Source organism: Lentzea sp. NPDC004782 (assembly GCF_040609115.1).
Lineage (GTDB): Bacteria > Actinomycetota > Actinomycetes > Mycobacteriales > Pseudonocardiaceae > Lentzea.
The window spans coordinates 101183-120970 of sequence record NZ_JBEXJN010000019.1; the positions used below are offsets into that span (position 1 = coordinate 101183).

Here is a 19788-nt window from a genome sequence, read left to right on the forward strand (position 1 = left end):
GCCAGGACTTCCGTGAGTGATTCCCCCGGAGGTTGCCGCCTGGGGCACCAGGGAGGCGCCATCGGCTCCGACGGGTTCCTTGAATGGACACGCACGAGAAGCAACACGACGAGCACATCGGCCGGGAGGCTGTGATGGCGGAGACCGCCACGACGACCGAGCAGACCGAAGCCCGGTTCGAGGGTGACCAGTGGGTGTTCCTGATCGACCCCGCCTGGCAGGCAGAGCAACCGGAGCCCGCCGAGGGTGAGGAGCGCCCTCGTCCGCCGCTGGAGGTCGTCGTCGGCGGGTGGTTCGTCGAGCAGGACGGCACCACCAGCCGCTTCCACGCCAACCCGGACTACGCGCCGACCCGCCCCGACTCGCCGACCGACCCGGTGGACGCGACGTTGCAGATGGTCACGCGCGGTGAGGCCGAGCCGGGCGAGCTGCTGTCGATCATGACCGAGGGCAGTGTCTTCGGGCTCGCCGTGACCGAGGAGAACACCCCGGTCGTGGTGATGTCGCCGGACGAGGTGCCGTGCGTCGTGGTCGCCACGGCTCCCGCCCACAGCCGGCGCATCGCGGAGATCAAGGAGCTCGACAACATCGCGGCCTGGGCCGAGATCACCCTCGAACAGCTCGTGGGCCTGCTGCCGGAGGAGGGCGTCGACGTGCTCCTCAACGCGGGCGCGCCCGCGTCGATGCGCCTGATCGCCGCCGCGCTCCGCCAGGCCCTCGTCGAAGCCCGCGAGGGCGATGCCCCGAAGACCGAAGCGGGTGCGCCCGAGGGCGAAGCCGCCGACAGCCGTCCGGCCACCGAGGCGGACGCACCGAAGGCCCGCACCGCCAAGAAGACGAAGGCCGAAGCCACCGCCGACTGACACCCACCCGCCGTGCTCCCGAGGAACGCGGGGGCGATCTACGAGGCTCGCGACGGTCGCGCTGGTGGCCAGTTGGCCGGGAAGCTCCTGGCCGGTGGCTCTTGATCGCGAACTGACGCACGGCCTGGCGCATGTCGCAACGCGGACGCGCACCTCAAACGCGTGGTCGAGGCCGACTCGAATCCGCCGCTAGTTGATCTTTATGAAGGGCGCTTTCATCCACTCCAGGTGGATGAAGGCGCCCTTCATACAGATCAACACTTGCGGATATGTCCGGCATGTCCGATGGGATCGTTCCCACGGGTCAGGCTGCTCCGCGCTCGCGCAGAGCACACATGACGGGCCGCTGGATCGAGAATCCATGTGTTGCTCATCGACGCGCGCTTGAGTTCCTGGCATTGCCTTCTGGGAAACGCGGGGCCCCCGCGTTCCGGGTTTGAGGGCGTTGTGGGGTCAGGCCGTGAAGCGGCCGGTCAGCATGGCGGCCGCCAGCTCGACCCGCGAGCGGTAGCCGGTGCGGGAGAACAGACGCGACAGCCTGCCCTCGACGCTCTTCTCGCTCGTGTCGAGCAACGTGGCGATCTGCTTGTTGCCGAGACCGTCGGTCACCAGCACCGCGAGCAACCGCTCGTTCTCCGCCACCGTCGCCTGCCGGCCCGGCACCGGAATCCCGTGCGTGCGCATGAGGTTGCGCAACACCGACCGGTGCAGCAACGCGTCGATGGCACCCGCCGCCTCGTAGGCCTCCGACAACAGCCCCGGCGCCCCGGCCCCGAACCGGACGAGCCGTTCCAGCCCTTCGGCCAGTTCCAGCGGCGGCCGGCCGCGCAGCAACTCGACGGCCTCGGTCGCCGCGCCGCGGTCGTCGTGCACGGTCGCGTGCAGGACGAGCCTGCCGATCTCGGCCTGCTCGGTGTGCGTCCGCTTCGCCACCGCGGCGATGCGGTCGAGGTGACACGGCAACGGCGACTGGTCGCCCCGGCTGACGGCGATGTCCGCCAGCGCCATCCACAGCAGGTCCGTCAGCGCGACCACGCCGGTCTTCTCGGCGTGGTCCAGTGCCTGCTTGAGCACCGTGACGGCGTCCGCGTGCCGTCCGAACAGCACGTGGTGCGCGGCCTCGGTCGCGGCGAGCAGGTGGGGGAGTGCGGGGACGCGTTCGCGGGCCGTGGCCACCATTTCCAGTGCGCGTACGAGCTTTCCCTTGCGCAGCAACAAGGTTGCGGCAACGTGGAACATGACGCTCTGGCCGGGGTCGCAGCCGGTGCGCGGTTCCGTGGCCACGCTCTTGCGCACCAGTTCCAGCGCCTCGTCGGCCCGTCCGGCGGCTGCCGCCAGCGTCGCCCGGCAGGCGGTGGCGAGCCGGACCGGCACCCGGTCGGCGAGGGCGAGCAGCGGCTGGGCGCGGTGCAGCTCGCCGAGCGCCACCAGCACCTCGGCGTCGCGGCGCAGGAGGTCGGGCAGCGGTTCGCCGGCTGTCGGCCGGGTGGCTTCGGCGTTGCGTCGGGGCAGGTCGGACGACGCCACGTGTGCGGATGCGTCGTCGCGCTGGAGCAGCTGTTCACCAGCTGCCGCGCGCGGGGGCAGGGTGGCGGTCTCGGCGTCGTGGCGGAGGGAGTCGAGCACCTGCTCTCCGGTGGCCACCCCCGCAAGCAGAGCCGTGACCTCCGCGTCGAAGGCGGCCGTGTCGCCCAGCCACAACCGCGTGACGGGCTCCAGGTGGTGCAGGTGCCGCGCGACGAGGTCGGCGTCCGGGTGGTCGCGCGCGTCGGCCAGCACCTGCTGGGCCGAGCGCCAGTCGCCCAGCCACGACAGCGCGGCGGCACGGCCGACCGCGCGCTGGACCTCGTTGCCCGGCCACGGCCACCAGGTCCCCGCGGCGACCCGGCCCAGCGCGTCGAGCTCGCCCGCGGCACTGAGGGCGGCGAGGTGGCTCAGGCAGACGTCGAGGAGCTGGTCGTCCGGCAGGTCGTCGAGGTGGTCGTGCAGGACGGTGTCCGTCGAGCTGAGTGCGCGATGGGCGGCGCCGTGCGTCAGACAGGCGCGGGCGTGCGTGAGCAGGATGCGGGCGCGCTCCGCCCCGGTCGCCAGGTCGGCCGCGGCACGCAGCCATCGCAACGGCCGGTCGGGGTCGTCCGGGTTCGCGTGCCGGGCGCGGTCGAGCAGCTCGGCGCGGGCGCGGGTGGCGTCGACCAGGTTGCCCGCGTCGACGAGCTGGTCGGCGAGGAACGCCGGGTCGGCGCACTCCGCGGTGCCCTGCCACAGCGCCGTCACGGCGATCTGGGCGATCCGGCGGCGCTCGTACGGGCCGAGGGAGGAGCGCAGGGCGAGCTGCAGCAGCGGCAGCCGGAACCGCCACACCGCGTGCGTCCGGACGGGCCGCAGCACCGCCGCGTCGGCGAGTGCGCGGAGCAGGGCGACGGCCTCGTGTTCCGGCACGCCGAGTGCGTGACCCGCCAACCGGGGCACCGCGGGGCCGAGCGGGGCCAGCACGGCGACGGCCTTGGCCGCGCTCCACAGGGGCAGGCCGAGCCCGCGCACACCGGCCAGCAGGTCGTCGCATCCCGCCGGCTGGATCCGCGCCGGCCAGGCAGAGAGGTAGGAGTGGCGGTCGACGACGGTGATCGCGCCGCTGTCCGCGCCGATCCGCAGCGCGGTGCCGACGGCGCTCGGCCAGCCCCGCGTCGTCGACCACAACCTGTCGCACAGCGAGGCCTCCGGGAGGGCGCCGGTCATCGACACCACCAGGTCCGGCAGCCCACCGCGCGGCACCGGTCGCAACACCACCAGGCGGACCAGGCCGTCGCGGCGCAGGCGCGCGAACGCCGCGGCGAACGCGGGTCTCGCGTGCGGTGGCAGCGGCAGGACGACGGTGGCGAGGCACGGTGTCCCCGCGGCGGCGACCTGCCGCGCCAGCGCCTCCAGCGTGCCCACCGCCGCGGCGGGCAGGCGGTGCAGGTTCGTGAAGCCCGTGATGACGTCCTGGCCGCCTCGTGCCGCGGACAGCGGTCCGGCGGCGAGCAGGTCGCCGCCCGCGGTGGACTCGCTGAACGACAGGTCGACGACCTTGAACCGTTGGTCGTGCCGCCGGCGGAGCTCGTCGACCACGGCCGCGAGACCGGCTTCCGACCGGCTGCACACCAGCGTCAACGGGGCACCGGTGGCGGAGCCGAGGTCGTCGGGGAGCAACGCCGCGAGACGCTCGGCGGGGAGGGTGAGTCGATCTTGCTGCACGGGCGCTCTACCGGGTCGGGGTCGCGGACTGGACCGGGGTCCGTGAGGGAACTCCCTGGAGTGCTTGGGGATTCGCTGCCGGTCGCACCGGTCCCCGCACTGCGGCGCCACACTAGTCCAACCGGTGGACGGCCGCCATGCGAGCGAGCGGGTGCGCTCTCCGTGGATCGCGGAAATTGTTGCGCGAGTGCGGACATGTGCGGTGAACGCGGGTGGCGGCGTGGAGGATCGGACGCGGCGCAGACGGGAGGAAGACGAGTTGGGCCACGACGTGATCACGGTCAACGCCTCGGCGGCTCGCGGGCACCGGTCCATTTCGGACGCTTTGGCGTCCGCTGTGGACGGTTCCGTGATCCTGGTGAGCCCTGGGCGGTACCAGGAGTCCCTGGTGCTGACCAAGGCCGTCACCATCACCGCGGAGGACGGCCCCGGCACGGTCGAGCTGCTCGCCGCGGAAGGGCCGGCCGTGCTGCTCAACGCCGGGTCCGCCGCGCTGACCGGGCTGACCGTCTCCTCCTCCGACACCGACTCGCCCGCCGTGCTCGTCGCCGCGGGCCAGCTGAGCTTCACCGAGTGCGTGATCACCGCCGCGGCCTGGTCGGCCGTCTACGCCACCGGCAAGGGCGCGGTGCTGATGCGCGGCTGCGAGGTCCGCAACCCGGCGGGCGCCGGGGTCGTGGTCACCTCCTCCGGCGGCAACCTGATGGACTCCTGCCAGCTGCGCGACCTCGGCACCTCGGGTGTGGTGATCGCCGAGCACGGCGAGCTCGTCATGCGCGCGTGCGGTGTGCGGGACGCGGGTGGCAACGGCATCTGCCTCAACGGGCACGGCCGGATCACGGTCACCGACTCGACCGTCACCGGCACCGCCAAGCCGGCCGTGGCGGTCGAACAGCACGCGGGCGCGGTGGCCACCCGTCTCGCGGTGAGCGACGTCGCCGGCATCGGCTTCTACCTGGCTTCCTCCGGCAACATCCTGCTCGAGGACAGCTCCGTGACCGGCGCCGGAGCGGAAGGTGTGTTCACGGCCGAGTCCTGCGCGCCCGTGCTGCGCCGGTTCCAGGTCCGCCGGACCAGGGAGTACGGCTACCTGTTCACCGGCCAGGCCTCCGGCACCGCGGAGGACTGCGAGGCCCGCGACGTCGTCGGCGTCGGCATCGGGGTGGCCGACCGCGGTACCACCGAGGTCACCCGCGCCTCGGTGTCGTCGTGCACGGGGGCCGGTGTGCGGCTGAGCACCTCGGCGGATCCTGTCTTCCGCCGGCTGCACGTGGCCGGCTGCGACGGTGCGGCGATCGAGGCGGGCGACGGCGCGCTCGGCCGGTTCGAGAACGTCGAGCTCGAACGGTGCGGCCGCAACGGCGTCGTGGTGCTCACCGGAGCCCGCACGTCGATCACCGGGGCGAGCGTCCGCGGTAGCGCGGGCGCGGGCGTGCTCGTGCGGGAGGCGACGCTCAGCCTGACCGACTGCGAGATCGCCGAGGCCGGTGGTGACGGGGTGCTCGTCGACACCGGCGGTGAGATCAACGCGGTCCGCTGCCGGGTGCGCGACGGCAAGGGCAGCGGTTTCCTGTTCGGGGTGGGGTCCTCCGGCACGCTGGAGGAGTCCGAGTTCACCGCCAACGCCGCCGACGGCATCGGTGTGCAGAGCGAGCTGAGCATCCGGATCGCCGACTGCCTCGTGCGCGACAACCTCGGCTCCGGCCTGCGGCAGACCAGGGGCAGCACCGCACTGCAGGTGCTCGACCTGCGCAGCACGGGCAACGCGACGCGGGACGCGTACGGAACGATGTCGGCCGGCGGCACCACGACCTCCACGACCGCGACCGCGACGGCGCAGGCACCCGCTCCGCCGCAACAGCAGGATCGCGGCGTGGCCAACGACCCGATCAGCGAGCTCAACGCGCTGGTCGGCCTGGAGGGGGTCAAGCGCGAGGTCAACTCGCTGGTCAACCTCAACCTGATGGCCAAGCGCCGGGTCGAGGCGGGTCTCTCCGCACCGCCGATGGCGAGGCACCTCGTGTTCGCCGGAGCACCCGGCACCGGCAAGACCACCGTCGCCCGGCTCTACGGCACGGTCCTCGCCGACCTCGGCGTGCTGCGCTCCGGCCACCTCGTGGAGGTCGCCCGCGCGGACCTCGTCGCCCAGGTGATCGGCGGCACGGCGATCAAGACCACCGAGGTGTTCAACACCGCGCTCGGCGGGGTCCTGTTCATCGACGAGGCCTACACGCTCGCCGCGGGTCAGGGTGGCGGCACCGGACCCGACTTCGGCCGCGAGGCGATCGACACGCTGCTCAAGCTGATGGAGGACCACCGCGAGGACGTGGTGGTGATCGCCGCCGGCTACTCGAAGGAGATGGCCGAGTTCCTGCGGTCCAACCCCGGTATGGAGTCGCGGTTCAGCCGCACCATCGAGTTCGAGAACTACAGCGCGGACGAGCTGGTCACGATCGTCCGGACGCACTGCAAGCGGCACGACTACCGGCTCGACGAGTCCGCGGCCGAGGTGCTCGCCGACTACTTCGAGCACATCCCCAAGGACGGCACGTTCGGCAACGGCCGCACCGCGCGCAAGGTGTTCGAGGTGATGGCCGACCGGCAGGCGACCCGGCTGGCGCTGTCGCCAGAGGTCACCGCCGTCGACATGACCGTGCTGCTGGCCGAGGACTTCGAAGCCTCGATGGTGTGACACCCGATCGTCGCAACTTTCGCGGAAATTGTTCAGAGGGTTTCGGAAATCGCTGAACAGCTCCTCGAACGGGTGGTTGCGAAGTTTGCGGAAACTCCTTCAGTGCACAGGCGCTTTCCTCGTTGCCGTGCTTAGCCTTGCGGCCATCGGTAATGCCCGCGCGTGATTCCGCCCACCATTCGGCGTTCGGCCGAGGGCGAGTGGCGTCACGTCGTCGCGGTTGACGCGTCCCCCGTCGGGACCGGGCTCCCGCAGGCGAGGAGAGGTGATCGTGGCCAACGAACGCAAGGCTGTGGTGGGGCGCGCGACGGAGCTCGCGGCGATGGGCGAATGCGCTGACGCGGACGCACTGTTCTTGCTGCGCGGGCCTGCGGGGATCGGCCGGACCACTCTTCTGGCTGAATTCGCGCGGACAGTCCGGGAACGCGGAATCCGGGTGATCGCGCTTCCGTGCACGGCCGGCGAAGAACGCTGGGACCACTTCCGGGTGAAGGCCGTGACGGAATTCTTCCGCGGCTCGTTCGCCGAGTTCGGCAGCCCGAAGGTCCTCGAGTCGCTCGCCGCGGTCAACAGGTCGTACCGGCCTGAGGCGTACGAGTCGACGCGGTCGAGGATCGCGTTGTTCGCCGACCTGGTGCGGCTGTTCGACCACGTCCGGGCCGAGGGGCCGCTGGTCGTCCTCGTCGACGACGTGCACCTCGCCGCCCGGCCGGCCCTGGCCGTGGCGGCCGCGCGGCGGGCCGGGTGCACCGTCGTCGCCACCGTCCGGGAGGACGACGTCACCGGCGGTGGACCGGCCGGGGTGACCGGCCTCGCCGACCAGGTGCTCGACCTCGGCCCGCTGGCGGGCGAGGAGATCGGCGAGCTGCTCAACCGTGCCGCCGGCGGACGGCTGGACGCCTCCGCGGCACCCGCGCTGCGCGACGCGCTGGGATCGCTCGCGGGCAACCCCGCCGCCGCGCTCGCCCTGCTCGGCGAGGTGCGCCGCGAGGGCGGCCTCACCGACGTGCTCGGCAAGCTGTGCCTGCGCGAGCGCGGCGTCGTGACCGCGCTCCCCGTCGATCACGACCTGGTGCGCCACACCGCCGGGCTCGGCGACGTGGCGGTGCCGCTGGTCGCGCTGGCCGGCGCGACCGGGTGGTTCGGCGTGGACGAGCTGCCGCTCTTCGCCGAGGCCTTCGGGCACGACCTGGCCGACTGCGGTGCCGTGGTCGACCGGCTGGTCGCGGCCGGTGTGCTGCGATGCGCCGGCGACGGCGTGCTGACCACCGCCTCCCCTGCACTCGCGGACGCGGTCGTCCGCACGCTCGGGGCGCAGGAGCGGGCATCCGCGCTCGTCACCTTCGCCTCCCATCTGCTGTGCAGCGGATCGGCCCGGCCCGCGGTGCTCGCCGCGCACGTCGCCCACGCCGGCACCGCGCTGGCCCCGTGCGCCGCGCTGGTGCCGGTGCTGGACCGCGAGGCGGCCCGGCTGCTGCGCACCGACCCGGCGCAGGCCGCCCGCTGGTACCGCGCCGCGCTGTGGCACTGCCCGGTCGGCTCTCCCGACCACGAGCGTCTCCTGTGGACGGTGCTGCACCTGCTGGTGCGCGTGGGGGACCACGAGCTCATGGCGGCGGTCGTCGAGGAGGCGGTGACCGCCGGAGCCGGGAACCGGTACGAGCTCGCGGCCGCCGCCGCGCTCGCTTCCATCCACATCGGACGGCCGCTGTCCGCCGCGGTGCACAGCACGCTGGCCGGCTACCCCGAGACCCGCGCCCCGCTGGCGTTCGCGGCCCGCTGGTTCGCCGGCACGCCGATGCGGGTGAGCGACGTCGCGGCCGCGTTCGCCGAGTTCCGGGTCGACCCGTGCGCCGTCGTGGACGTGGCCGAGATCGAGGCGATCAGGGCCGCCGACGACAACCACGACGTGGTGGCGATGTTCCGGCTGGTGCTCGGCGACGAGTACGGCGAGCCCGCGAGCGGTCCGCTCGCGATCTACACCCGGTTGCTGCGCGACTACCTCGTCGGGAACTGGACGACGATCACGTCGCACGCCCGGAGGCTGGAGCTGGACGCGGCACCGCGGGTCGCGATCCACGACGCCGCCCGCCTGCTGACCGCGGAGGTCCTGTCCTCGACCGACCACAAGAACGCCGTGCGGTGGTTGGACCTGGTCGACCAGGACTGCTCGTTGCCCGCGTTGCGAGCGTGGGCCGAGATCGGGCTCCTCTACCGCAATGTCGGCTGGAACGAGGCGGCCGAGCTCGGCTGGGCCGCGTACGACCGCGTCCGGGACGAGGCCGAGCTGGACAACACCGCGGGGCTGCGGTGGTTCCTGGCGCGCATGGGTTACCTGGAGTGGACCATCGGCGACACCTGCGCGCTGGCTCGGGTGCACGCCGAGACCGAGCGGTGGCACGCCCGGTTCGGCGGTTCGGGCCTGCACGCGACCGAACGCATCGTCCGCGCCTTGGCCGAGCGCGACGGCGCCGCGGCCGCCGAGGCGGTCGAGTTGTTGCGTGGCGCGGAGAGCCAGGCGGAGCTGATGCGGGCGTGCGCCACCGCGGCCTACGTCGCCGACGACCCCGCCACCTGGTACCAGGAGGCGCTGAGCATCGCGAAGCGCCTCGGTGAGGGCTGGATGGACGCCCACCTCAGGCGGCTGATGCGCGAGCTGGGCATGGCCCCGCCTCGGGCGCGGGCCGCGCGGGACGACTTCTCCGACGTCGAGCTGGAGATCATCGCGCTGGTCAAGCAGGGCAGGACCAACCGCCAGATCGCCACGGCGGTCCGGATGAGCGAGAAGACCGTGGAGAACTACCTCACCCGGCTGTTCTCCAGGACGGGCTGCCGCACGCGGCTCGACCTGGCGGCCGCGAGCCTGGAAGGACGGCTCGTCGCACAGCCGTGACAGGACTTTCCCCGAGCCCCGGCCTCGCTCGCGTGCCCGCACCACCCGAGCCGCGCGGCAACGTGAACTGCCCGAACGTCGCCTTCCTCGACGAGAACCTGGTGGTCCGCGAGGCGAACGACGAGTTCGTCCGCTACTTCGCCGCCGCGGCGCGCGACGTGGTCGGGCAGCCCTTCGCCGCGCTGTTCCACCCGAGGTCGCAGCGGATGATCAGGTTCCGCTGCGACCAGCTCGTCGACGCGGGCGGCGGCCGGTTCACGCAGGGCGCGACGATCTCCTCGCGCGGCACCGAGCAGCGGGTCCAGGTGACCGTGCTGGCCTACCGGCGGGTGCTCGCCGCGCGGGTGTCGACGTACGTGGCCTGGCCGGACGAGCCCGCGGCCGCCGACGAGTTCCACGTGCTGCTGCTGGAGGCCCTCGCCGAGGGCCGGGAGCTCGCCGGCATCGCCGAGCGGCTGTCGTGCGGGCCGGACATGGTGTCCGGTCACCTCGACGTGCTCATGCGCGCGTTCGGCGCAGGCAACCGGACGGCGCTCGTGGCACGGGCGTATTCGACCGGGGTGCTGGACGCCCGCGTGTGGCCGCCGCGCGTGCGCGGCCGCGCGATGTTGCGAGCCCTTCGGCACCGAATTGCACCGGCCGAATGAAGAATGAGCTAGATTCATCCCTGTTTCTTTTTGTCGGTTGGTGAGGGAGTCGTTTTGGACACCGTGCGGTCCTTGCGATCGGTGGAGAGCAAGTCGCCTGCCGTGACCAGGGCCGTGGCGCTGGTCGAAGAACTCGCCCGGCAGCGTCGGCCGCTCGGCATCGCGGAGCTTGCCAGGTCGCTCGACCTCGCGAAGTCCACGGTGGCGAACCTCTGCACCGCCCTCGAAGGCACGCACATGATCCGGCGGGTCGACGGCAGGTGGGCGCTCGGCTACAAGGTGGTCGAGCTCGGTCAGGCCTACCTCGCGGGCACCGACCTCGTCGAGGAGTTCCGCCGCACCGCGAACGAGCTGCCGGTCGGTGCGCAGGAGACGATGCTGCTCGCCGTGCTCGACGGGCTCGAGGTGGTCTACCTCGCCCGGCACGACGGCAGCCAGCCGGTGCGGCTGGCCAGCGACATCGGCCGCCGCATGCCCGCGGTCGTGACGGGGCTCGGCAAGGCGATGCTCGCGTCCCTGCCCGACGACGAGCTGGAGGAACGGCTCTCCCGCGTCGACCGGCTCCCCGTGCTCACGCCCAGGTCGCACCGCACCATGGACGAGCTGCGCCGCGACCTGGAGGCGACGCGGCAGCGCGGCTACGCGATCGACGACGAGCAGAACACCGAGGGCGTCGCCTGCGTCAGCGTGGCCCTGGCCGGCACCGAGATCCCCACCGCCGTGAGCGCGACCCTGCTCGCGGCGCGCATGACCGACCAATTGCGCGCCGGGCTCGTGAAAGACCTCACCGCACTCGCCACCGGTCTCGCCCGCTCCGCCGCTCTGTAACCCGAACCAGAACCCGAAACGCGAAACCGCGTCACGACCCGCCACGCCGTTCGTCTCGATTGGCGAGGGCTCGAAACCATGCCGGGCCAGCGGCGATGCCGCTGCGAACCTCAAGTGGTGCTCAAGTCGTCGAAACGCTACAACAAATCTGAGTAACCTGTTTCGTGTTTGAAAGTTGTACCAAATGCTGAACGCGGTGGCGGCCTGAAGCGTTCGGTACGACCCTGGTGCGGGCAAGGGAGTCGGGGATGGCGCTGTCCGAGGTTGGTGAGCGGCTGATCACCTGGCGACCGGTCGGGCGCCGACGCGAGCTGCGCCAGGTGGTCGCCGAGGTGCGGGAGGCCGCCGCCGGCCGGTTCGGCGTGCTGCACCTGCGCGGACCGCGTGCCATCGGCAAGTCCGCGCTGGTCGAGTTGCTGCGGGACGAAGTGCGCGACGAGGCGGACGTCCTCGTGACCACCTGCGCCGACGGTCAGGACTTCAACGCCGCGAGGGACCTGTTCGGGGCGGACGCGGTCGACGCGCTGCCGGCCGGGCGTGACCAGTACGCCCGGTTGTACGCGCTGAACGACCTGGTCGCCCGGCGCACGGCGAACCGGCCGCTGGTGCTGGTCCTCGACGACGCCCACCTTTGCGATCGCATGACCGCCCGTTGGCTCGCCGTGCTGTCCCGCCGCATCCCCGAGCCGCGCGTCTACGTCGTGCTGGTCTACCCGTGTGCCGCCCGGATCGCCGCCGAGGAGATGTTCACCGATCTCAGCGGCGCGCCGGCCACGACCACGATCGATCTCGGCCCGTTCGGCGAGGCCGACCTGACGGAACTGATCGCCCGCGAGTGCGGGGGCATCCCCGAGCACGAGACCGTGCTCGCCGCACTGGAGTCCACCGCCGGCATCCCCGAGGTCGCGCTCGCCTGGGCCGCGAAGGCCTGTGCCGGCGACACCGAGCCCGATGCCGGGACGGAGCTCGTCGCGTGGCAGCTCGCCTGGCTCGGGGAGCAGCCCGAGTCGACGCACCGGTACCTCACCGCCGTGGCGGTGCTCGGTGGCGCCGGCCCCGCGAGCGCGGCGACGCTGGCCGAGATCTCACCGGCGGCGGCCGGGGCGAAGCGGGCGGAGCTGGCGGCCGTCGGGGTGCTCACCCCGGCCGGGTGCTTCCGGTCGCCCGCGTTGCGGGAACGCCTGCTCGCCGCGCTCGGTCAGGACGAGCTGGCCGCGCTGCGCACGAGGGCGGCGAGGCTGCTGACGGACGAGGGCCGTCCGCAGGAGGAGATCGCCGAACTGGTCATGTTGCTGCCCGCGCTGACCGAGGTGTGGATGTTCTGCGCGCTGCGTGGCGCCGCACGGGAAGGCAACCTGAGCCCGGAGCTCTCGATCAGCTACCTGCGGCGGGTGCTGGACGCGGTGCCCGGCCACGTCGACACGCGCCAGGAGCTGGCGACCCGGTTGGCCGAGGTCGACCCGTCGGCGGCGATGGACGTCTACGCGGAACTGCTCGCCGACGTCACCGACCCCGCCGTTCGCGCGTCGGTGGCGATCAACTGCGGCGCGATGGCACTGCGGGCGGGCCGCGGCCCCGAGGGGTTCCGGTTGCTCTCCGAGCTGTTGTGCGAGGAGACGCGCGCCGGCCGGCTCGCCGCGATCGACCCGGAGCTGCGGGCTCAGGCCGAGGCGATGACCCTGGTCAACGGGTTCAGCGGTTCGGCCACGGTCAGTCAGGCGATGGACCGGGCGCGCCTGATCACGGGGGTCGAAGGCCGGGCGGCGGGCGGCCGCCGGCTCGCGCAACAGCTCGCCAGGGCGGAGGTGCTGCGCGGCGAGTCGCTGCCCACGGCGCTGGGCCACCTCCGGTCCGCGCTGCCCGCACCCAACGGTGCCCGCGGGTTCTGGGACGTCTTCACGGTCACGTCGCTGCACTTCTGCGGCGAACGGGCGGCGGCCATGACGCTGGCGGACGAGATCGTCGAGGCCGCCTCGTGCTCTGACCGCCTGGAGATGCGCAAGGTCGCCCTGGGGGTTCGCGCGGGCCTCGCGTACGAAGCCGGTGACCTGGTGCAGGCCGAGCGGGACGCCGAGGCCGCGCTGGCGATCGAAGGCCCTGACGACTTCGGCGCGCTGGCCGTGCTGGCGTCGGTGCTGGTGCGGCGCAGCGACACGGACCGGACCGAGCAGCTCCTGCACCGGATGCGCACGCCGCGCGACCCGGTCGAGTACGGGTGGGCGCTCGACGCGAAGGCGCACTGGTTGTGGAACTGCGGCGACGCCGACGCGGCGCTGGAGATGCTCCGGCGGTGCGGCCGGGAGTTCGACGCGATGGGCGTGCACAACCCCGTGCTCGTGCCGTGGTGGATCGACGCCGTCGCGGTGACCATGCGGCTGGGCAAGCACTCCGAGGCGGCCGAGCTCGCCGAACGCGGTGCCGACGCCGCACTCCGCTGGGACACGCCCGCCGCGCGCGGCTACGCCCTGCTCGCCGAGGGGATGAGCACGGGAGACGTCCCGACGCTGGAACAGGCCGTCGTCGAGCTGGGCGAGGCGGGGTCGCGGCTGTGCGAGGCGCAGGCGTTGCGGGCGCTGGGCAACGCGCTGATGCGCGAGCAGGACGAGAAGACGGCCCGCAAGCACCTGCGTGCGGCGATGGACATCGCGGTGCGCTGCGGTGCGAGCATGGCCGCGGACCGGGCGCACGAGCTGCTCACGGCCGCGGGCGGCCGGGTGAGCGCGGTGCACGCCTCACCCAGGGACGCGCTCACCAGCGGTGAGCTCAGGGTTGCCGAGCTCGCGGCGGAAGGGCTGACCAACCGGGAGATCGCCGAGAAGCTGTACGTCACCGTGCGGACGGTGGAAAGCCACCTCTCGAACGCCTACCGGAAGCTCGGCGCCCAGACCCGGGCCGAGCTCGCCGTGGAGCTGCGATGAGCCGGGACTCGACGACTGGGCTGGTCGAACGGGACACCGCGCTGGCCGTGCTGGAGCGGTCGGTGCGGATGCTGGCGTCGGGCCGGTCGTCGCTGCTGGAGATCTGCGGCCACCGCGGGGCCGGCCGGACCGCTGTGCTGGAACACGCCGTGAGCCTCGCGGTGCGCGCCGACGTCACGGTCCTGACCGCCGCGGGCGGGTGCGCCGCACTGGACGGAACCGGTGGTGTGGCGGCCGAGCTGATGTCCCAGCTGCACCGCGGCGACAGCGGTCCGGCGGCCGTCGGAGCGTTGGTGGAGCTGGCCCGCCGCACGCCGGTGCTGGTCGCCGTGGACGACGCGGACCTGCTCGATCGGGAGTCGCTCGGCTGGCTCGCGAGCCTCGCCGGACGGGCCGTCCAGGTGCCGATGGTGGTCGTGGCGGTCACGGACGCCTGTCTGCCGGTGCTGCCGGGAGCCACCACCGTGCCGTTGCGGCCGCTCGGGCACGACGGGGTCTCGGCGTTGGTGGCGAGCCGGTTCGGCAGGCCGGGCGACGAGGAGTTCGCGGTCGCGCTGCACGACCACACCGGCGGCCGTCCCGCGACGTTGTGGCCGTTGCTCGACCGGTGCGCGGAAGACGGCCTGGAGCCCGTCGGCGCCAGTGCCGGCGCGGTGGCGGGCCTGGCGGCCGACGTGCTCGCCGACTTCACCACGCGCACCATGCGGTCGCTGCCCGCGGAGGTGGTCGACCTGCTGCGGGTGGTCGCGGTCTGCGGTCCGTTGTTCCCCGTCGACCTGATGGGGGTGCTGGCCGGGCTGCGGACGTTCTCGCTCGGCCGCGCGCTGGAGCTGCTGGCCGGCGCCGGTCTGGTGACCGAACCGGGCAAGCCGGAGCCGGCCGCGGGCATCCGGCTGTCGCGCGTGCTGGACGGCATGCCGGTGGCGGCGCGGGAAGACCTGCACGCGCGGGCGGCCCGGCTGGGACACCAGTGCGCCGTCCTCCCGTCCGAGGTGGCGCGTCTGCTCGTCGGGGCCCCGCCGCTCGGTGAGTCGTGGGTGGTGCCGTTGCTGCGGACCGCGGCGCGCGACGAGGTGGACGGCGGCCGCCCGGCCGCGGCGACCGGGTACCTGCGCCGGGCGCTTCTCGAGCCGGTCACCCCGCTCGTGCGGGCGGAGCTCGTGCTGGAACTGGCCGTCGCGGAGTACGCGGTCACACCTGTCGCCGCGGACCGCAGGCTCGCCAAGATGTTGCTGGAACCCCAGCCCGCGGAGTGCGCGGAGGTGCGGCTCGCGGCGGCCGATCAGCTGTGGGGACGCGGTGACGCCGCCCTGCTGCGCCGGACGCTCACCGCCGTTCGGTGCGTCGGGGGCGACCGCGACGCCGTCACGTCGTTGTACTGGATCGCCGACGACGCCCCGGTCGAGATGCCGGAGCTGGGCATTCTCGACACGGCCGAACTGCCCGTCTCGTGCGGGAACCCGGACCGCGCCGGCGTCGCCGCGTGGATGCAGGTTTGTCAGGGCGTCGACGCCGAGCACGCGAGGCAGGCTGCGACCACCGCGGTCCAGGCACCCGCCAAGCTGCTCGCCTCCCGGCTCTTCGGCTGCCTCACGCTGGCCGCGCTCGACGACGTCGCCGGTGCCGTCGCCGGCCTGGACCAGGTGATCGCCGATGCCCACCGCCGGCGGTTGACCACGGTCGTGCCGCAGGCGCTGATGATGCGGGCGAAGGTGCGCGCGATGGCGGGAGAGCTGGACAACGCCGCCGCCGACATGGAACAGGCGCAGTCGGTGTACCCGCTGGAGAACCTGCACCCGGACGCGCGCCCGATCATGGTCGGCGCGGACATTCTGGTGAACATCGAACGCGGCCGGCTCGACCGCGCGATCGAGCTGGCCGCGAGCCAGCCGGACGAACGGATCGGCTTCGGCTACGCGCGGACGTTCTTCAACTTCGCCCGCGCCGTGCTCGCCCTCGTGACCGGCGACCCCGCCGAGGCCGTGGCGCGTGCCGACGAGTGCGGCCGCTGGATGCTGTCCCGCCAGTGGGTGAACCCGGCCGCACTGCCCTGGCGTTCGATCGCCGCAGCAGCCCTCGCCGCGACCGGCGACCACGAGCGCGCGGCCCGCACGTGCACGCGCGACCTCGAACTCGCGCAACGCTGGGGCGCGCCCAGCACCACCGCCCGCGCCCACCTGAGCTGCGCGGCCGTCATCGGCGGGGAGTCCCACCTGCGGGAGGCCGTCCGCCTGCTCACCGACTCGCCGTTCCGGCTGCTGCGCGCCACCGCACTGCTCGAACTCGCCCAGGTCGTCGACCCCGCGTCCGCGGCGCCGATGATCAGCGAGGCGGCGGAGATCGCGGTCCTGTGCCGATCGACCCCGCTGATCCACCGGGCCAGAGGGCTCGGCTGGGTGCCCACGGCATGACGAGAGGATGCGCGACCGGAGTGCTGCTCGAACGCGATGACGAGACGAGCCTGGTGGGTCGGGCTCTCGAGCAGGCCCTTGCCGGTATCGGCAGCGTGGTGGTGCTGGCCGGCCCCCTGGGCAACGGCAAGACCGCACTGCTCCGCGCGCTGTCCCGGCATCCCGGCGCCGAGTCCTTCGCCGTGCTGCACGCGTCCGCGACCCTGATGGAGCGCGAGCACGCCTACGGGGTGGTGCGGCAGCTGCTCGAACCGGTGCTGGCCGACGCGCCGGAGGAGGTGTGGGCGGGGGCGGCGGCGTTCGCCGGTCCGGTGTTCGACCGGGGTGGGGTCGGTTCAGGTCCGGACGGCGGTGGCCATGGGGAAGGTGGCGGCCGTGGCGGCGTCGACCGCGTCGGCGATGGCCGGATCGGCGATGACGAGCTGGGTGCCGGGCAGCGCCTCGCCGAGCAGCGCCTTGCCAGGCAGCACCTCGCCGAGCCGGGCGCGCAGCACCTCGACGACGCCGGGCAGTCCGTCCAGCTCGGCCTGCTCAGCCTCGGCCGCAACCTCAGCGCGATCAAGCCGCTCTTCGTGCTCGTCGACGACCTGCAGTGGGTCGACGAGCCGTCGCTCGCCATGCTCGAACTGCTGGCCGGCCGCGTCGGGCACCTGCGGGTGGTGATGGTGGTGACGGTGCGCGAGGGGGACCCGCTGGCCGAACGGCCGGCGGCGGCGTCGATCCTCGCGGCGGCCACGCGGCGGTTGCGGCCGCGGCCGTTGAGTGCGGAGGGGGCGGCCAAGCTCGTTCGCGCCAAGCTGGGGCGTGAGTGCGACGAGGCGTTCGGGCTGGCCTGTCACGAGGCGACCGGCGGGAACCCGTTGCTGCTCACCGGCCTGGCGCTGGCGTGGGCGGTAGGAGGTGAGCCGCCGACCGAGGAGAACGCGGAGCTCGTGCGCGCGGTGCGTCCCGCGCAGGCTCGCGAGCGGGTGGTCGCCTGCATGCGGGCGCAACCGGAGCCGGTGCGGCGGCTGCTGAAGGCGGCGGCGGTGCTGGGGGAGTCCGCCGAGCTGGACGCGGTGAGCGTGCTCGCGGAGCTCGACGAGGTGTCGACCGCGGAGATCGTGCGGGCGCTGGGGCGGCTCGGGCTGTTCTGCGGTGCCGGGTTCGCGCATCCGTGGGTGCGGGAGGCGGTCGACGACCTGATGACCGCCGGGGAACGCGAAGAGCTCCATCTGCGTGCCGTGCGGTTGTTGTACGACCTGGGCAAGCCCGTGGAGACGGTGGCCGGGCAGCTGCTGGCCACCTCGACGCCTCAGGGGTTGTGGGCGGTGGAGGCGCTGCGGGACGCCGCGCACGTCGCGCTGCGGCGCGGTGCGCCCGAGACCGCCGTCGCGTACCTGCGGCGGGCTCTGCTGGAGACGTCGGTGTCCGGTCAGGACCGGGCGACCGTCCTCGTCGACCTGGCGAGTGCGGAGCGGTTGCTGGACGTGAACGCGGCGGTGCGCACGCTCTCGTACGCGGTCGCGCTGCTGCCCGGCCCCCGCGAGCGGGCGGCCGCGCTGATCAGGCTCGCGTCGGCGGTCATGGGGGACGCGCCGGACGCCGTGGTTTCCGTGCTGCGCGGCGTTTTCGACGAGTTCGGGCCGTCGGAGCGGCTCAGCGGGGTCGACCGCGACCTGTCCCTGCGGCTGGAGGCCAGGCTGCGGTTCATCTGCCGGACGGAGCCGTGGGGGCTCGCCAGTACCGCCAAGCGGCTGGACGAGCTGCAGGAAGCCGAGTGGACCGACAGCGGAGCAGCCCGCGAGCTGGCGTCGGTGCTGGTGAACGCGGCCGCGTTGACCGTGGCCGCGCCCGCGCGGCGGGTGGCGGTGCTGGCCGAGCAGCTGCTGGCCCGGGAACCCGCGTCGTCGGCGCATTCGGTCAGTGCGGCGCCGTTGCTGGTGACGGCACTGGCCGCGGCGGACTCGCCGGGGGCGCTGGAGGGCTGGCTCGACCGGGCGCTGGGGGCCGCGCGGCTACGCGGTGACGTCGTCGAGCAGGCGATGATCCGCACCGAGCAGTCGTTGGTCCACCTCATCACCGGCCGGGTCACCGAGGCGGTGCGCGCCGCGTCCGACGCGGTCGAGCTGGGTGCGTGGAACTGGGGTTCGGTCGGCACGTCGGCCGCCGTCGTGTCCGGTGCCGTCACACTGCAGCTCGGTGATCCGGTCCTCATCGACCAGGTGCTCGCCTCGGTCGAGGAGGAGCCGTCGAACCCGTGCCTGGCCACGGTGACCGGACTGCTGCGCGGGCACGCGGCCGTCGTCCGCGGTGAGCACGCCGCCGCGGCCGTGATGCTGACCGACTGCGGGGCGCACCTGGACAGATCCGGCTGGCGCAACCCCGTGCTGTTCCCGTGGCGGTCGGGGCTCGCGCTGGTCAAGCTCAAGCTCGGTGCCACGTCCGACGCGATGGCGCTCGCCGAGGAGGAGCGGCTGATCGCCGAGGAGTGGGGAGCGGCGTCGGGCATCGGCAGGACCCTGCGGGTGCTCGGGCGGATCGTCGGGGGCGACCGAGGCCTGGAGCTCACCGGCCGGGCCATCGAGGTGCTGCGGACCTCGGCGCACCGGCTGGAGCTCGTGCGCGCGTTGCGGCAACGAGCCGAACTGACGGAATGCCCCGACGCGTGGCGTTCCTGTCTCGAGCTCGCCGAGGAAATCGGCGCGAAGCGGATCGCGCACCGCGCTCGCATCGCACTCGGGTTCAGCACGTCGGCGAGCACGGGCGGAAAACTGACCCGGTCCGAGCAGAAAGTCGCGATGCTGGCGGTGAGCGGCCGATCGAACCAGGAAATCGCCGAGCTGCTCGACGTCACTTCGAGAGCTGTCGAGAAACACCTCACGAACACCTACCGCAAGCTCGGGGTGCGGCGGCGGTCGGAGCTCGCCGAGGCGCTCCGGAGCGTAGGGTCGGCGTCACCGGCCTGATGACGAACCGTCACCGGTTCGGAGCAGCCCGATCGATGCGGAACGGCTAATGCAATCCCCTGAACAGCCTATCTTCGACCGAACTGACGTCATACGTCTGACCGAACCGTCACGCTCCGTAGACCCCGTACCGAACCATAGGTGGAACGGCACCACAGTATTTGGTACGCGACGTTGACCCGGCCTCCTCGACCTCCCTAATATTTTTCGTAGTTCCGTGGAAGTTTCAACGAACTCGACCTGATTCCGTCGAGAGCTCGGAGAAAGCGCGTACTCGCTGGGTCGAGTGGTCGCGGTCACGGAATCGAGCAGTCCAGGCATCGTGTTTCGTCGACACGACCGTGTCCTTCGGGA

9 protein-coding genes are annotated in these 19788 nt (G+C 72.9%); 8 read left to right on the top strand and 1 reads right to left on the bottom strand.

Annotation, left to right across the window (positions count from 1 at the left end; genetic code table 11):
• Positions 1 to 83: 83 nt before the first annotated feature.
• The gene (locus tag ABZV40_RS19240; RefSeq protein WP_355442831.1) at positions 84 to 863 is read left to right on the top strand and encodes a type VII secretion system-associated protein; all 780 of its coding nucleotides are present in this window, start codon (positions 84 to 86) and stop codon (positions 861 to 863) included.
• A gap of 453 nt (positions 864 to 1316) precedes the next feature.
• On the opposite strand, the gene ABZV40_RS19245 is transcribed toward ABZV40_RS19240, so the two are convergent.
• Positions 1317 to 4097 (bottom strand): LuxR C-terminal-related transcriptional regulator, encoded by a 2781-nt coding sequence (locus ABZV40_RS19245; protein WP_355442834.1) that lies wholly within the window; start codon positions 4095 to 4097, stop codon positions 1317 to 1319.
• Between the two features lie 220 nt (positions 4098 to 4317).
• On the opposite strand from ABZV40_RS19245, the gene ABZV40_RS19250 reads away from it, so the two are divergent.
• The 7 genes from ABZV40_RS19250 (at position 4318) to ABZV40_RS19280 (ending at position 19434) form a co-directional block, all read left to right on the top strand.
• The gene (locus tag ABZV40_RS19250; protein WP_355442836.1) at positions 4318 to 6789 is read left to right on the top strand and encodes a right-handed parallel beta-helix repeat-containing protein; all 2472 of its coding nucleotides are present in this window, start codon (positions 4318 to 4320) and stop codon (positions 6787 to 6789) included.
• Positions 6790 to 7060: 271 nt separating this feature from the next.
• Complete coding sequence (locus ABZV40_RS19255; protein WP_355442839.1) at positions 7061 to 9682, top strand: AAA family ATPase; 2622 nt, start codon at positions 7061 to 7063, stop codon at positions 9680 to 9682.
• 32 nt (positions 9683 to 9714) lie between these two features.
• The gene (locus ABZV40_RS19260; RefSeq protein ID WP_355442842.1) at positions 9715 to 10329 is read left to right on the top strand and encodes a PAS domain-containing protein; all 615 of its coding nucleotides are present in this window, start codon (positions 9715 to 9717) and stop codon (positions 10327 to 10329) included.
• 81 nt (positions 10330 to 10410) lie between these two features.
• The gene (locus ABZV40_RS19265) at positions 10411 to 11157 is read left to right on the top strand and encodes an IclR family transcriptional regulator (RefSeq protein WP_355442939.1); all 747 of its coding nucleotides are present in this window, start codon (positions 10411 to 10413) and stop codon (positions 11155 to 11157) included.
• A 248-nt stretch (positions 11158 to 11405) separates the two neighbouring features.
• Positions 11406 to 14075 carry an AAA family ATPase gene (locus ABZV40_RS19270; protein WP_355442845.1) on the top strand — a complete coding sequence of 890 codons (2670 nt, stop codon included), beginning with the start codon at positions 11406 to 11408 and terminating at the stop codon, positions 14073 to 14075.
• Positions 14072 to 16486 carry an ATP-binding protein gene (locus tag ABZV40_RS19275; protein WP_355442848.1) on the top strand — a complete coding sequence of 805 codons (2415 nt, stop codon included), beginning with the start codon at positions 14072 to 14074 and terminating at the stop codon, positions 16484 to 16486. The genes ABZV40_RS19270 and ABZV40_RS19275 overlap by 4 nt, the downstream gene beginning before the upstream one ends.
• Entirely contained in the window at positions 16483 to 19434 is a 2952-nt protein-coding gene (locus tag ABZV40_RS19280) for an AAA family ATPase (protein ID WP_355442851.1), read from the top strand. Before ABZV40_RS19275 ends, ABZV40_RS19280 begins: the two co-directional genes overlap by 4 nt.
• Positions 19435 to 19788: the final 354 nt, after the last annotated feature.